Annotated in this window: 13 protein-coding genes and 1 pseudogene; 7 read left to right on the forward strand and 7 right to left on the reverse strand. The window is 74.0% G+C overall.

What is annotated here, in order from left to right:
• Window positions 1–297 precede the first annotated feature (297 nt).
• A complete protein-coding gene (locus HT134_RS04330; RefSeq protein ID WP_217707171.1) occupies window positions 298–1032 on the reverse strand; it encodes a DUF8817 family protein in 735 nt (244 codons plus the stop codon).
• Between the two features lie 181 nt (window positions 1033–1213).
• Between HT134_RS04330 and HT134_RS04335 the strand changes: the two are divergent.
• Window positions 1214–1555, forward strand: a pseudogene (locus HT134_RS04335) (ArsR/SmtB family transcription factor); the annotation flags it as partial.
• Between the two features lie 284 nt (window positions 1556–1839).
• Window positions 1840–2499 (forward strand): cation efflux transmembrane domain-containing protein, encoded by a 660-nt coding sequence (locus HT134_RS04340; protein ID WP_175598916.1) that lies wholly within the window; start codon window positions 1840–1842, stop codon window positions 2497–2499.
• A gap of 641 nt (window positions 2500–3140) precedes the next feature.
• Here HT134_RS04340 and HT134_RS04345 read toward each other — a convergent pair.
• The 4 genes from HT134_RS04345 to HT134_RS04360 all read right to left on the reverse strand — a co-directional run bounded on the left by HT134_RS04345 (window position 3141) and on the right by HT134_RS04360 (window position 5555).
• Window positions 3141–3698 (reverse strand): hypothetical protein, encoded by a 558-nt coding sequence (locus HT134_RS04345; RefSeq protein WP_175598917.1) that lies wholly within the window; start codon window positions 3696–3698, stop codon window positions 3141–3143.
• Entirely contained in the window at window positions 3698–4318 is a 621-nt protein-coding gene (locus tag HT134_RS04350; protein WP_312887966.1) for a TetR/AcrR family transcriptional regulator, read from the reverse strand. Before HT134_RS04350 ends, HT134_RS04345 begins: the two co-directional genes overlap by 1 nt.
• Before the next feature lie 119 nt (window positions 4319–4437).
• Complete coding sequence (locus HT134_RS04355; RefSeq protein WP_175598918.1) at window positions 4438–5121, reverse strand: DUF4142 domain-containing protein; 684 nt, start codon at window positions 5119–5121, stop codon at window positions 4438–4440.
• Between the two features lie 275 nt (window positions 5122–5396).
• Entirely contained in the window at window positions 5397–5555 is a 159-nt protein-coding gene (locus tag HT134_RS04360; RefSeq protein WP_175598919.1) for a zinc ribbon-containing protein, read from the reverse strand.
• Between the two features lie 233 nt (window positions 5556–5788).
• Here HT134_RS04360 and HT134_RS04365 point away from each other — a divergent pair, with 233 nt between their 5' ends.
• Entirely contained in the window at window positions 5789–6103 is a 315-nt protein-coding gene (locus tag HT134_RS04365; protein ID WP_175598920.1) for an STAS domain-containing protein, read from the forward strand.
• 14 nt (window positions 6104–6117) lie between these two features.
• Here HT134_RS04365 and HT134_RS04370 read toward each other — a convergent pair whose 3' ends face one another.
• Window positions 6118–6633, reverse strand: a complete 516-nt coding sequence (locus HT134_RS04370; RefSeq protein WP_312887967.1) for a MarR family transcriptional regulator — start codon at window positions 6631–6633, stop codon at window positions 6118–6120.
• Window positions 6634–6773: 140 nt separating this feature from the next.
• Window positions 6774–8858 (reverse strand): AfsR/SARP family transcriptional regulator, encoded by a 2085-nt coding sequence (locus HT134_RS04375; RefSeq protein WP_175598921.1) that lies wholly within the window; start codon window positions 8856–8858, stop codon window positions 6774–6776.
• A gap of 262 nt (window positions 8859–9120) precedes the next feature.
• Between HT134_RS04375 and HT134_RS04380 the strand changes: the two genes are divergently transcribed.
• The 4 genes from HT134_RS04380 to HT134_RS04395 are packed head-to-tail and all read left to right on the forward strand — an operon-like array spanning window position 9121 to window position 13904.
• The gene (locus HT134_RS04380; RefSeq protein ID WP_246363536.1) at window positions 9121–10659 is read left to right on the forward strand and encodes an amino acid adenylation domain-containing protein; all 1539 of its coding nucleotides are present in this window, start codon (window positions 9121–9123) and stop codon (window positions 10657–10659) included.
• A 13-nt stretch (window positions 10660–10672) separates the two neighbouring features.
• Complete coding sequence (locus HT134_RS04385) at window positions 10673–10891, forward strand: phosphopantetheine-binding protein (RefSeq protein WP_175598923.1); 219 nt, start codon at window positions 10673–10675, stop codon at window positions 10889–10891.
• Window positions 10888–12213, forward strand: coding sequence for a flavin monoamine oxidase family protein (locus HT134_RS04390; RefSeq protein ID WP_175598924.1), 1326 nt, complete (start codon window positions 10888–10890; stop codon window positions 12211–12213). The genes HT134_RS04385 and HT134_RS04390 overlap by 4 nt, the downstream gene beginning before the upstream one ends.
• Window positions 12210–13904 carry a class I adenylate-forming enzyme family protein gene (locus HT134_RS04395; RefSeq protein ID WP_175598925.1) on the forward strand — a complete coding sequence of 565 codons (1695 nt, stop codon included), beginning with the start codon at window positions 12210–12212 and terminating at the stop codon, window positions 13902–13904. The genes HT134_RS04390 and HT134_RS04395 overlap by 4 nt, the downstream gene beginning before the upstream one ends.
• The last annotated feature ends 5 nt before the right edge of the window (window positions 13905–13909 follow it).

Below are 13909 nucleotides of genomic sequence, written 5' to 3' on the forward strand. Positions count from 1 at the left end.
CTTTTGCGGCGAATGACGCTTCAGAGAGGCACATCGTATATCTGGCCGCTATCTGGCCGTCTTGCACCCCGCCGCGCAGGGACGGCGTACCGCACCGGTGCCCGTGCCCCCACCACGGGCACCGTCTGGACGCGCATGACCTCACCACCGGCCGCCGGATGACCGAGCGCGGCCCCACCGCGGACCACATGCTCGCCATGCTCGACACCCACCGCTTCTTCGCCGGTCTGGGCACTTCCCGGTCCGCCAGCCGACAGACCCCCGCAACGGAGCCGGTGGCGGAAGGCGGCGACCAGGTCAGAGAACTGCGGGCCGTACGGCGAGCTCCAGGTCCGCCGCGTTGGCCAGGGCGTCAGAGAGGCGCTCCCGTTGTGAGTCGTCCAGGGGCGTGGCCGCGACGCGGGCCAGCAGGCGCTCGGCCGTGTCGAGGTCGCCGAGCCGGACCGCCAGTTCGGCCCGGTAGACGAGGGCCTCGACCAGGGTGGTGACCGGGGTGGCGTCGTCGGCCCCGGCGAGCTTGCCGTCCAGGATCTTCGCGGCCTGACGGGTGTCGCCCCTGGCCTCCCCTTGGACGATGGCGTTCTCCAGCGCCCGCGCCAACGGCCCGCTCGCCGCGTCGCCGGAGTCCGCGGGGGCGGGTTCGGCCTTGGAGCGGAAGATGCGGATCCAGTTGCCGCCCGGGTCCACGACGGTGAACCCCGCGACGTCGCCGGTGTTCTTCCGCTTCCGCGGCCGGGTGATGCGCGGGATGCCGGTGAGCAGCAGCTTTCCGTGGGCGGCCCGCATGCTCGCGGCGAAGTCCTCGAACAGGCCCGCGGTGTCGTCCACGGCGACGATGCAGGAGCCGTACGACTGCTCCGGGTCGAAGCCGGCGATGCCGGCGAAGTGCAGTTCGATGCCGTCGCGCCGGAGAGCGAGGTACGGGTTCGGGCGGGTCTGACGGTGGGTCGTGTCGAAGCCGAGCATGCCGTAGAACGCGGCCACCTCGTCGATGTCCCGGCACGGGAGGATCGGGATGACGGTCTCGTGCATCAGCACCGCCCGCCGAGCTCTTGCGTGTACATCATAAACACATCATAGAGCTGCGATCAGGGGAGTAAGCGCGCTCCCGTTCGGGGCAAAGCGCCTTGCGTTACGAAATCCGTGACAAAAAGTGAACATGTGCGCGGTGCCGCTATAAATCACAAACCCGGGCTATCATCGCCATATGGCGATGAATACCGACGACGGCGGCCGGTGTGTCAGTGCGGAGATCGCGGCCGGGGTCTTGCCCGCGGCGGCGCTGTTCCACTCTCTTGCCGACGAGACCCGGCTGCGGATCGTGCGGCGGCTGGCCCGTGGCGAGGCCCGCGTGGTGGACCTCACCACCCAACTCGGCCTCGCCCAGTCCACGGTCTCCAAGCACCTGGCTTGCCTGCGCGACTGCGGCCTGATCGACTACCGCGCCGAGGGACGCCAGTCGTTCTACTCCCTCACGCGTCCGGAGTTGCTGGACATGCTCGCCTCGGCCGAGCAGTTGCTGGCCGCCACCGGGCACACGGTCGCTCTGCGCCCCGTCCACGTGCTCACTGGCGACAGAGCCGAGCCGGCGCCCGCCGGGGAGATGGCGTCTGGTGGGAAGGCCGTGCACCGTGCCAGGCGGGAAGGCGGTGTCCGGCGGGGACGCGGCGCGAAGAAGGCGGTGTCCGGCGGGGACCGCGGCGAGTTGCTGACCAGCGGGGCGCCGCTCGACGGTGGGGAGCCGCTGGCCCCTGGAGAGCCGCTCACCACTGGGGAGCCGCTCGCCGCTGGGGAGTCGCTGGCCGACAAGCAGCCCCCGGTCGGTGGGGAGCCGGTGTCATGAGCGCCTCGGACCTGCCCGGCATCACTCTCGGCCCCGCCCCGGCCCGGCGGGCCGCGCTGCGCCGCCGGATCCGGCTGCTGGTGGCGGCGACCATCACCTACAACGTGATCGAGGCCGTGGTGGCCCTCACCGCCGGCGCGGCCGCCTCGTCCGCCGCGCTGATCGGTTTCGGGCTCGACTCCGTCGTCGAGGTGGCCTCGGCAGCCGCGGTGGCCTGGCAGTTCTCGGCAACCGACCACGAGCGCCGGGAGCGCGCGGCATTGCGCGTCATCGCCCTGTCGTTCTTCGCTCTGGCCGCGTACGTGACCTTCGACGCCGTCCGCGCCCTGCTCGGCGCCGCCACGGTCGAGCACTCCACGCCCGGCCTCATCCTGGCCGCGTTCTCGCTGGTCGTCATGCCGTTCCTGTCATACGCGCAGCGTCGCGCCGGCCGCGAGCTCGGCTCCGCCTCGGCGGTGGCCGACTCCAAGCAGACCCTGCTGTGCACGTATCTGTCCGCCGTGCTGCTGGCGGGGTTGGCGCTCAACAGCCTCTTCGGCCTGAGCTGGGCTGATCCCGTCGCCGCGCTGGTCATCGCCGCGGTGGCGGTGAAGGAGGGACGCGACAGCTGGCGCGGCGACGCCTGCTGCGCCACCTGCCCCGCCACGGAGACCTGACAGCCACCGGCACCGGCACCGGCACTGGTCCCGGGTCGGCCGAGGGGGCCGCCGACGCGGGCGAGCGCTGGCGCGGACGGGCACGGCGGGCGCGGACCGGCGGGGGCGGGCGCGGGCGGACACGGACGGGCACAGCGGGCGCGGACGGGCACAGCGGCGCGGACGGGCACAGCGGCGCGGACGGGCGGCGTGGATCGTCCGGATCAGGACGACCGGTCTCGCGTGGCCGCCGGCGCCGGCGTTCCCAGGACGATCAACGGCCGGCCTCCCTGACACGGGATCCAGGGGTGAGATCTGGACGCCGAGCACCAGGCGAGTCCATCGGATGTCGGCTAGGCAGCCCACCCCGGTGTCGGCGGGCGGCGCACCGGCGCTGATCACCGTTCTCCTGGCGAGCGGTCCGAGGCCGAAGGGGCGACTCCCGCCGGCATGAACCACAGGGCCGTCATGCGGGCGTGGGCGTAGTTGGCGGGTTCGCCCGCAGGGAGGCGCCGGCCGAGGCCGGGGAGACGGCCTCCCGGCGGGAGGCCGCCGACACCACCGAGGCCGCCGACGCCACCGAGGCGGCCCGTCCGGAAACGGCGTCGCCGGCGGCCATGCCATTTCCGGACGGGCCCCGCACCCGTACCGGGCCGACCTCGCTACCCGCTCACGCTCACGCCCACGCCCACGCCGGATCGACGCCTGGCTATCACGACCACGTTCTGCGACAACAAGGTCAGGCCGAGCATGAAGATGACGCTCGCGCTCGTCGACAGCGCGGTGGCGGCGTGGCCGGCGCCGTAGCCCCCGAGGAGGAAGCGGAGGCCGATGGACAGGCACCACAGGGCGACGGTCGCCGGCCCGTACCGGTACCACGTCGCGGCGAGCTTGGGGTAGATCTGCACGGTGAACCCGCGGACGACCCCCAGGCCGACCGACACCGCCAGGTCGGCGGCGATGAGCTGGTAGTCGATGCCGTGCAGCTCCACCTCCGGCAGGAGCGGGAGGACCGGCGCGAGACCGGCGGCCAGCAGGATGATCGGCAGCGCCAGCAGCTTGACGGGCCGGAGCTCCCGTCCGCGCGTCCTCGTCACCACGACCACCACGACCACGAACAGGCCGACGAACACCGGCAGCCGCCCGGCGCCGTCCGCGTCTTCGGCCACCGATCCGGCCACCGCCGTTCCGGCCGCGAGTAACGCCGCGAACCCCGCCATCAGGACTTCCCTTCCAGGTGGCCGGCCAGCACCGAGGCCAGCGCCGTACGGAATGCGGCCTCGTGCGCCGGTTCGGCCGGGTCGTGGCCGAGCCCGGTGAGCCAGGACCGCTTCCCGAGCGCGAACCCGTAGGACGCCGACAGCCCGAGCAGCACCACCGCCTCGATCCGGGCGCGGTCCGGCATCCGGTCCGCGGGCAGGACGATGCGGATGCCGGCCTCCATCGCGTCCACGAAACCGGACAATCCCTCCGACACGCTGCCCGGGCCTTCCGCGTGCAGCATCGACCAGGCCCACAGGCGGACGTAGCGCTCGTCGGCCAGCGTCTCGAACAGCACCCGCGTCATGCCCTCGGAGTACGGCACGCCCTGGTCGGCGCGCATGCGTTCGCGCAACCGCTCGCGCTGACGCTCGTTCTCGCGCCGCAGCACGGCCTGGACCAGCGCGTCGTAGGTGCCGAAGTAGTGGGTCACCAGCCCGTGCGTGACGCCGACCGCGTCGGCGACCCGGCGCAGGCCCACGCCGTTCGGCCCGTGCCGGGCGATCAGTTCGGTCGCGGCGTCGAGGATCTCCTCGCGTGACTGCTCGGGGGCCCGCCGTCGGCGCCGTCGTTCGGCCACGTCGCTCCCTTCCAGGACGGGCGAGAGTTGTTGTCCACTCTGCCAACAGTGTTGTTGTCCACTATGCCAACAACGGGCCGCCCTGGCGAGCCGGAACGATCACCGGCCGCGCGGCCCCGTCAGGCGGGCGGCGCGGGAAAGCTCTCGGGTGTGGTCAGGCCGGTGCTCTCCAGCAGCCGCTGGTGGTTGAGCACCGCGGCGTTGGCCTGCTCGGAGAAGCGGCGGACCAGGGTGTTCTGCGTGGTGCCGCGCACGGTGCCGATCAGGGTGAAGATCTTGCCGTGGGCCAGGCGGAGCCACTTGACGTAGGTCACGTCATAGGCGGATCCGGATCTGCCGGTTATGTCGCTCATCCATGTCTGCTGCTCGTCCGTGGGCTTCACCGGCAGCGTGACGTCCAGTTTCGCGGCCAGGTCGCGGACCTGCTCGTCCAGCGTGTGGTGCTGGGCCGCGATCCGCCTGCTGACCTCGCGGACCTTCGCCCTGCTGGCGCGCTGCATCGCGTCCTGGGCCATGGGCATCTCCCACAGGCTCGCCAGCCGGACCTTCTTGATGAGGTCGCGGTCGGTCTCCGACAACGGCCCCCACCTGGTCTCCCGGGTGCCGGCGTCGGCGGCGGCCTCCGCCGCGACCGGGGCGGGGACGGGCGAGCCGGCCGGACCGGTCCCGGCGGCGGGCGGCGCCGTGCCGAGCCCCGCGGCGCCGGAGCGCGGCGTAGGCGTGTACTGGGCGCAGGCGGCCAGCGCGCACAGCGCGACGGCGGCGCAGCTGACGAGGACCCCGCGGCTTCGGCCGAGTCTCATGCGCGTCATCCCTTCCGGGGCCTCGCGGGAGGCCCTGCCGAGTGATGCTGGTCACTCCGGGATACGCCCGCGCCGCAGCCGAGGGTTCAGCGCAGTGTGCAAGATTTGCACGGAGCAATCACGGTACGGCGGCCACCGGACGGGGCCGCGGCGCCGGATCCCCGCGGCGGCTGCTCGTTGCCCGGCCCAACGGCGGCTACTAGTTGTCCGGCTCAACGGCGGCTGCTCGCCGTCCGGCCTCAACGGCGGCTACTCGCCAGCCGGCCCAACGGCGGCTACTTGTTGCCCGGCTCATGGGTGCGGGTGTCGAACCGGGTGTGCCCGTTCGGACACTTCGGGATCTTCTCCCCCTCCTTGACCGAGACCTTCGCGTCACATGTCGCGCAGTGGAAGACGCCCGTCTTCTGGGCCTTCTCCCCGGCGTGAGCCACCATGGCGGCCTCCTTCGGCGAAGTCGTCCCCCGTCTCTACCCGTGCCCGCGCCCTTGGTGATGTCCCACTACATTTCTTGCACAGGGCAAGGATCTGCTACCGTCGGCGACGGTGAGCCGGGAAGTCTGGTCGGCATCGTCGTGTCGCGCCCTTTCGAAGGACAACCGTGAGCCCGAACCCGCCACGCCCGCCGGAGCCGCCCTCCCTTCGGGTCCAGGAGTGGGAGGCCGGCCCCGTGATCGTGCTCACGCTCGGCGGCGCCCTCGTCCAGGCGACGGCGCACGCGCTGGAGCGGCCCCTGGTGCGCGCCCTCGCCCGGCGCGTCCCGCCGCTGGTCGTGGTGGACGCGAACCGGCTGAGCGCCGTCGACGCGGCGGGCGGCGACCTGCTCGCGCACGCGGTGCGGTACGCCGCGCAGGCCGGCGGCCGGCTCGTCGTGGCGGGCGGGGGCGAGCACGTCGAGGCGTACGTCGCCGACGCCATGACGCCCACCCTGGACGAGGCGCTGAGCGAGCTGGCCCGGCCGCCCCGCCGCGGCGACCTCCCCTAGACGGCGGCCCGGCTTCAGAGCTCCTCCAGGAACTGCCTGTCGGCGATGGGCTGCTCGTCCGCCGCCAGGCTGAAGGTGTTGAGGGCCGCCACCATGGCGTCTCGCTGCTCCTGGGTGAGCTGGGCCAGGATCCGCGCCAGGTCGCCGCGGCGGTGCCGGGTCACCCCGTCGACCAGGGCTCGTCCCTCCGATGTGAGGGCGATGCGGACCGTGCGCCTGTCGGTGGCGGACCGGCTGCGCCGCACCAGGCGCTTGGCCACCAGCCGGTCGCACATGCGCGAGGCGGTCGACTGGTTCACGTCGAGCGCCTCGGCCAGAGTGGCCAGCCGTTGCGGCCCGCGCGCGGCGATCAGGACCAGGGTGCGGTACTGGGGAAGGGTCACCTCGCCGCCGGCGGCGGCGATGGAGCGCGCCGCCACGGCCACCAGCGCCCGGCTCGCGGTCAGCACCGCCTCCACCACCGGATCGTCCACGGACAGCTGTCCGGCGGCCGAGTCCACGGACAGCCGTCCGGCGGCCGAGTCGCGCACCGTCTCCCCCCATCACCGCACCACCGACGTCACTCCCGCAGCCGGGACGTCACTCCTGCAATCTAGCGGCGGGCCCGCCCGGTCTCGCCCGTCCCCTCGGACGAGCGGCGCCGCCGCCGGACGGGCCGTGCGCTGATCGGCTAGAAGACCATTCTCACCCCGGCCCGCCGGATGGCGACCCACCGCGCCAGCGGGTCCACGCTCCCGCCGGCGTGATGCCCGGCCGCCCGGGCGGCGGGCGGCGCCTCGGCGAGCGACAGGGCGCCGTCCGCCCGAACCGCCGGCGGCGCCTCCGCGAGCGACAGGGCGCCGTCCGTCAGGGCGGGCGGCCGTACGGGTGCCTCCGGCGCGATGCCCGCGACGACGGTGAGCCGGCCGTCGCCGGCGCGGGGCGCGGGCGGCTCCTCGCCGAGCAGGGCGTGCAGGGCCGCCAGGGCGTGGTCCCGGGCGACGGGGCTGTCCTCGGCGAAGGCCCGTTCGCGCGCGTACTCCCTGATCAGGTCGTGGAAGGTGTAGCGGCCGGGCCCGCACTCCTCGATCAGGTGGGCGGCGGCGAGCCGGCCCAGCAGCCGGTCGGCCGCCTCGGCGCCGGCGCCGATCAGCGCGGCGGCCTCCTCGCGGGTGAAGGCCGGCCAGGGCAGCAGGCCCAGCAGCCGGAACAGCCGCCGGGACGGCGGGTCGAGGCGGCGGTAGGACAGGGCGAACGCGCCGCGGACCGCTGCCTGGGGGTCGTCGTGGAGGTCGAGGATGGACAGCCGGGCCCGGGTGAGCCGGCGCGCCTGTCCGGCGATGTCCCTGCCCGGCGCGGCGACGATGGCGGCGGCGGCGATCCGCAGCGCCAGGGGCAGGTACCCGCAGAGCCTGGCGAGCTCCAGCGCGGCGGCGGGTTCGGCCGCTAATCGGCGGCTGCCGAGGATCGCGTCGAAGAGCGAGACCGCCTCGTCGGGCATGAGCATCCCGAGCGGCACCGGGATCGCGCCGTCGCGGGCGACCAGGCCGGTCAGCCGGTCGCGGCTGGTGACGACGGTGACGCAGCGCCGGCCGCCGGGCAGGAGCGGGCGGACCTGGTCGACGCCGCCGGCGTTGTCCAGCACCACCAGCACGCGCCGGTCGGCCAGCAGGCTGCGGTAGGCGGCGCTCGCCTCCTCCACGGTGTCCGGCACCCGTTCCGGCGGCACGCCGAGCGCGCGCAGCAGCCGCCCCAGCGCCTCGATGGGCGGCAGAGGGCGCTCCGGCGAGCAGCCGTGCAGGTTGACGTAGAGCTGGCCGTCGGGGAACAGCGAGCGGACCCGGTGGCCCCAGTGCACGGCCAGGGCGGTCTTGCCGACGCCGCCCGCGCCGGTGACCATGGCGACGGCGGCCGTCTCGCCGCGGACCGCGATCTCGTCGAGCACGCTCAGCTCCTGGTGGCGGCCGGTGAACGGGCCCGCCTCGGGCGGGAGCTGGGCGGGCACGGCCGCGTGCGCCGCGGCCGCCGGGCGCGGGACGCGGGCCATGCGCACGTCACCGCGCAGGATGCGCTGGCGGAGCTGGCGCAACTCGGGCCCCGGGTCCAGGCCCAGCTCCTCGCTGAGGTGCCGCCGGGTGCTTTCGTAACGCTCCAACGCGTCGGCGCGGCGTCCGACCCGGCACAGCGCCACCATGAGCAGGCCCACCAGCCCCTCGCGCAGGGGGTGCGTCGCCACCAGGGCGATCAGCTCGGGGATGAGCACCGCGTCACGTCCGGCGCGGGTCTCGGCGTTGAGGCACTCCTCGGTGACGGCCAGCCGTTCCTCGCTCAGCGTGTCGCGCAGCCGGTCCAGCAGCTCCCCGCCGGTGATGCCGGTCAGCGGCTCACCGCGCCACAGCGCCAGCGCGCTGCGCATCCCGGCCGCCTGGGCCTCGTCCGTCTCCATGGTGCGCGCCCGCGCCACCAGCAGCCGGAACTCGTGCAGATCGACCTGCTCGGCCGCGAGGCCCAGCAGGTAGCCCTGCGGGCCGTGGACGATCGTGACGCCCGCCCGGGCCAGGACCTGCCGGAGCCGCGACACGTAGCCCTGCACCAGGCCCCGCGCGCCGGCCGGCGGCCGTTCCCCCCACAACGCCGCTATCAGCCGCTCCATCGACACCGTGCGTCCGGCGTCGAGGGCGAGCAGCGCCAGCACGGCGCGCTGGCGTGGCGTGCCGAGCGGGATCTCGTGGCGTCCCCGCGACGCCCGGACCGTTCCCAGGAGTCCGATTCTCACGGCCTGCTCCAGACCTGCCAGGTCTGTTTCAGCTGACATATCGCTCTCCGTCTGAAACATCGTTGTAACAGCGCGTGATGCGGGAGATACCGGACGAAGTCCAGCGCGCATCCTGTCCAAAACAAGCTCGCATCCAGTGCTCTCCAACACCATGAACACGATTTCCCCGCATTCGTACCGCAACAGCCTTCGGATTGCGTATCGCGCCGTATGCGGCCATCTCTGGAAAGGGGTAAGCGTGTCCTATCCATTTCGTGACGTGATGGAAGCGTTTTCCGAAACAGCCCGCCTTCATCCGGACCGCCCGGCCGTGACGCGGCATGACCGGACGGTCACGTACGCGGAGCTGGACGCCTGGGTCCGGGCGACGGCGCGCCGGCTGGGCCCGGACCCCGGGGTGGTCGGGGTGCTGACGTCGCGTTCGGCGGGCACCGTCGCCGCGCTGCTCGGCACGCTGGCGGCCGGCGGGGTCTACTGCCCGATCGACCCGGCGTACCCGTGGCCGCGGCGGGAGGCGCTGATGGCGGCGAGCGGCTGCCGCGTGGTGATCGGCGAGCCGGGCTCCGCCGTGCCGCCCGGGGTCGGCCTGACGCCGCTCCCCGGCCCGGCAGGCCTGCTCGACGCGGATGGGCGCGGCGAGGAGCCGGGCGGCAGCGCCGTCGCCGGCCGCGTGGCGGTCTCGCCGGACGACCCCGCGTACATCCTGTTCACCTCCGGCTCCACCGGCGAGCCCCGGCCGGTGGTGACGCCACGGGGCGCGATCTCGGTCGTGACGGCCGGGCTGCGCGAGCTGTTCGGGATCACCCCGGAGGACAGGGTGCTCCAGTTCGCCTCCCTGAACTGGGACACCTGCCTGGAGGAGATCCTGCCCGCGCTGACCTCGGGCGCGACGCTGGTCTTCCACGACCACGCGTACGCGGGGTCGCTCCACCGGATGCTGCGGATGATCGACGCCGAGCGCGTCACGGTCCTGGACCTGCCCACCGCGTTCTGGCACGAGCTGGTCCATCACCTGACGGCCGAGCGCGCCGCCCTGCCGCCGTCGGTGCGGCTGGTCGTCGTCGGCGGGGAGGCGGTCAGTCCGGTACGGCTGGCCGACTGGCGCGCCCTCGGCCTGGACGGCGTCCGCCTGCTCAACACGTACGGGTGCACCGAGACCACGCTCATCACGCACGCCGTCGACCTGCACGGCCCGCACGCCGCGGCCGGCGCGCCGGACGACCGGGTGCCGATCGGCCGGCCCCTCCCCCACGTCGTCGAGCGGATCAGCGAGGAGGGCGAGCTGCTGGTCGGCGGCCCCGCGCTGGCCCTGGGGTACCGGGACCGGCCGGAGGCCACCGCCGAGCGGTTCGTCGAGTTGGACGACCTCACCCCAGGCGGCGACGGGCCGCGCCGGTACTTCCGCACCGGCGACCGGGTCAGCCGGCGCCCGGACGGCGCGCTCGTCCACGAGGGGCGGCTGGACCACCAGCTCAAGGTCCGCGGCGTCCGGGTGGACCCGGGCGAGGTGGAGGCCCAGATCGCCAGCCATCCGCGGGTCGGGGCGGTGGCCGTGGTGGGCGTCCCGGTCGCCGGCCACACGACGCTCGCCGCCTACGTGGTGCCCCGCTCCCCCGCCGGGCCGGCGTCCCCCGCCATGACCGGGTCCCTGGCCAGGGAGGTCCTGGACTACCTGCGCGAGCACGTCCCGGCTCATCTCGTTCCGCACCGGATCACCGTCGTACCCGAGCTCGTCCACACGGCGAGCGGGAAAGTCGACCGCGCCGGATCGCACCGGCGATACCGGTCGGCCGCCGTTTAAGGAGACCCCTTCCATGAATGTCGACGCCGTATCCGCGGTATTCCGCGAAGTTCTGGAAATTTCCGAGATCAACGCTGATTCTGACTTTTTCGTTATGGGCGGGGATTCGCTGCTCGCCACCCGCGTGCTGAGCGCCGTCGCGCGAGCGAGCGGCGTGGAGCTGGAATTCGACGACCTCCTCGACGCGCCCACTCCCGGCGCCCTTTCCAAGAAGATCGCGGGGGCGGCGTGAACGTCGTCGTCGTGGGAGCCGGTCTGGCCGGCCTGACCGCGGCGGCCGAGCTGGTCGCGCGCGGCGCCGAGGTCACCGTGCTGGAGGCGCGGGAACGGGTGGGCGGCCGGACGCGCGGCCTGGAGGTCGAGCCGGGCGGCTGGGTGGACGCGGGCGCCGCGTACCTGGGCGAGCGGCACACCGCGCTCACCGCCCTGCTCGCCGAGCTGGACCTGAAGACGACGCCGGCCACCGTGGCGGGAGCCAGCCGGTTCGCCCTCCGCGACGCCGGCCGCACCCGGCCCGGCCGGTTCCCGCCGCTGTCCGCGGTGGCGCTGGGCGAGATGTTCGACGCGCTGGAGGAGGTCACCCGGCTCGTCCGGCCGGACGCCCCCTGGCTGACGGAGGACGCCGCCCGGCTCGACGGCGTGACCGTGGAGCGGTGGGCGGCCGAGCGCCTGCGCCACCCGGACGCGCGGCTGTTCCTCCCGCTGTTCCTCGGCGAGATGATGGCCGCCGACCCGGCCCGCGTGTCGGTCCTGCACATGGCCTTCTACCTGCGCTCGGGCGGCGGGATCCGCTACCTCAACGCGTTCGAGGGAGGCGCGCAGGAGTGGCGGATCGCCGGCGGCGCGCATCAGCTCTGCGAACGGCTGGCCGCCGGGCTGGGCGAGCGGGTGCGCCTGGGAGAGCCGGTCCTGGCGCTCCACCAGGACGCCGGCGGCGTCACCGCCGTCACCCCGCGCGGCCGGGTGCGGGGCGCCCACGCCGTGGTGGCGGTCCCCCCGGTGCTCGCCGACGCGATCGACCACCGGCCCGGGCCGCCCGCGCCCCGCTCCACCCCGGTGACCGGCCCGGGCTGCGCGGTGAAGGTGCACCTGGTCTACCCGTCGCCGCTCTGGCGGGGGCTGGGCCTGTCCGGCTGGTCGGTCAGCGCCGAGGGTCCCCTGCTGTCCACCGTGGACGACTCGCCCGCCGGCGGGCGGGCGGGCGTGCTCACCGGCTTCGTCACCGGCGCCGAGGCCGTCCGTTACGCCGCGCTGCCCGCCTCCGGGCAGCGCGAACTGGCGGTGGCGCAGGCCGCGCGGCTGTTCCCCGAACTGCCGCCGCCGACCGCGTTCCACCTCACCGACTGGGTCCACGAGCCGTACAGCCGGGGCTGCTACGCGGCCCTGTTCGGCCCGGGCGACTGGCTGCGCCTCGGCCCCGGGCTGACCGCGCCGCACGGGCGCGTGCACTGGGCCGGCACCGAGACCAGCACCGAGTTCTTCGGCCTCATGGAAGGCGCCATCCGGTCAGGTCACCGCGTGGCCGCAGAGATCACCTGGAGGGAAACACCATGACCTCGATCGCCCCCCTGCCCGTCCGCCGGCGGTTCATGACCGAGCCCGGCCTGGGCGCGGGCAACTTCCTCGATCACGCTCTGGAGGGCAACCCCCACCGGGACGTGCCCTTCGTCCACACCCACCGCACCGACCACCGCGGCCGGGTCGTGCTGCGCGGCCACAGCCTGCTGGACCTGGCCCGGATGCGCGACGGCTACGCCCGCTGGTACCACGCCAACGGCGTGCGGCCGGGCGACCCGGTCGGGATCGTCGTGGCCGAGGGCCTGGAGCCGCTGATCCACTTCCTGGCGCTCACCGCGCTCGGCGCCGTGCCCGCGATGGTCAACGACGCGATGCGGCCGGACGTCATGGTCCGCTACCTCAACCACGTGGGCGTGGTGGGCGTCGTCGCCGACGACACCACCCGGCTCCAGCTCGCCTACCGCGACGACCCCCAGAACCGGCCGCGGTTCGTCGCGCTCGCCTCCGAGGTCCGCGCCTTCGACGCCGCCTCGGGCACGCTGCCGGATTCCTATCCCCACCGGCACGAGCCGGACGACATCGTGGGGCTGATCCACTCCTCCGGCACCACCGGGGTGCCCAAGTCGACGACGATCGGCCACCGGTCCTTCTGGGACGGCAAGCAGGCCAGGATGGAGCGCTTCCCGGCGGAGCCGTACGACCGGCTCATGTCGCTCATGCCGCACACGCACGCGGGCGGCCTGAGCTACTTCCTCACCGCGGTGCTGCTCGGCCTGCCGACCGTGGTCATGTCGGACTGGCGGCGCGCCGTGGTGGAGCCGGTGATGGAGGCGTTCCAGCCCACCATGGTCGCCTCGTTCCCGCGCACGTTCGTCGAGCTGGCCACCGGCGAGCCGCCGGTCGAGGGCGCGGCCCGGGTGCACTCCTGGTTCAACACCGGCGACGCCGCCCACTACGGGCACATCCGGCGCCTGGTGCAGCTCGGCGAGCGTCCGGCCGGGCTGATCAAGCCGTGGCTGCTGCCCGCCGGCGCCTCGGCCGACGGGCCGCTGCCGGGCTCGCAGTTCATCGACGGGCTGGGCTCGTCCGAGATGGGCATGGCGCTGTTCGGCATGGTGTTCACGCCCGAGACGCCGCGCGACGACCGCTGCGTGGGCAGGGCGCAGGAGGCCGTCATCAGGGCCGCGGTGCTGGACGAGAACGGCGAGGAGGTGCCCGACGGCACCGTCGGGCTGCTGGGGGTGATCACCCCCTCCCGCACCCCGGGCTACTGGAACGACCGGCGCCTGACCGAGAGCTTCGAGCTCAACGGCTTCTGGCTGACCGGCGATGTGGCCCGCCGGGACGCCGAGGGCAGGTTCTACCACCTCGACCGCACCGTGGACGTCATCGACACCCTGGCCGGGCCGGTCTACAGCCTGCCCCTGGAGGAGGTCCTCATCGCCGACTGCGCGGACCTGGTGCAGGACTGCTCGGTCGTCGGCGTGCCGGGGCCGCCGGGCGAGGGACAGCGGCCGATCGCCGTGGTGCGGCCGCAGGCGCAGGCCGCGGACGCCACCGCCGAGGAGGTGCGGGACCGGGCCAACAAGGCGCTGGCCGAGGCGGGCCTGGCCACGCTGGCCGCGGTGGTCATCGCCAGGACGGGCGAGGACTACCCGCTCGGCCCCACCGGCAAGGTGCTCAAGCGCGAGCTCCGCACCCGGCACGCGGCGCTGTTCGCCGCATGAGCCAC

It is taken from the genome of Nonomuraea rhodomycinica (assembly GCF_013363995.1).
Classification (GTDB): domain Bacteria; phylum Actinomycetota; class Actinomycetes; order Streptosporangiales; family Streptosporangiaceae; genus Nonomuraea; species Nonomuraea rhodomycinica.